1 protein-coding gene is annotated in these 586 nt (G+C 66.9%); it reads left to right on the forward strand.

Annotated elements, in window-relative coordinates; translation table 11 throughout:
• Window positions 1-586 (forward strand): RHS repeat-associated core domain-containing protein (locus EII35_RS15600; RefSeq protein WP_312019308.1); only part of this gene is annotated, 586 nt, incomplete at both ends.

The following is a 586-nucleotide window of genomic DNA, read 5'->3' on the forward strand; positions in this document are numbered from 1 at the left end:
ACGAAACCATCACCTACACCCACGACCACACCGGACGCCGCACCCGCGAGACCCACAGTGATGGCCGACGCCGCGACTACACCTGGACCGCACTGTCACGACTCGCCACCATCACCACCCACCACAACGACCGTGTCGAACACACCACCACCATCGTCGACGCCCTCGGCCACCTCGCCCACATCAACAACCACGACATCTTCACCGACCCCACCACCGGCACCCTGCTGCAGGCAGACGATCACACCATCATCACCGCCGGAGCACTCACCGCCACCACCAACCACGGCTGGCTCCAACCCTCCTGGCGCCCCCACCGCCACACCACCCCCACCAACCCCTACCAACCACCCACCCCGCAGACCACCCTCCCCGGAGGCATCAGCCTCAGCCCACAAGGTGACATCCACATCCAAGGCCTGGAATGGCTCGGCGCCCGCATCCTCGACCCCCACAGCCGAGGATTCCTCACCCCCGACCCCCTCCCCCCGATCACCGGCACCGCCTGGGCCCCCAACCCCTACAACTACGCCGGCAACAACCCCACCAACCTCCACGACCCAACCGGCCTCCAACCCATCACCAC

The organism is Arachnia propionica (assembly GCF_003932785.1).
Lineage (GTDB): Bacteria > Actinomycetota > Actinomycetes > Propionibacteriales > Propionibacteriaceae > Arachnia > Arachnia propionica_B.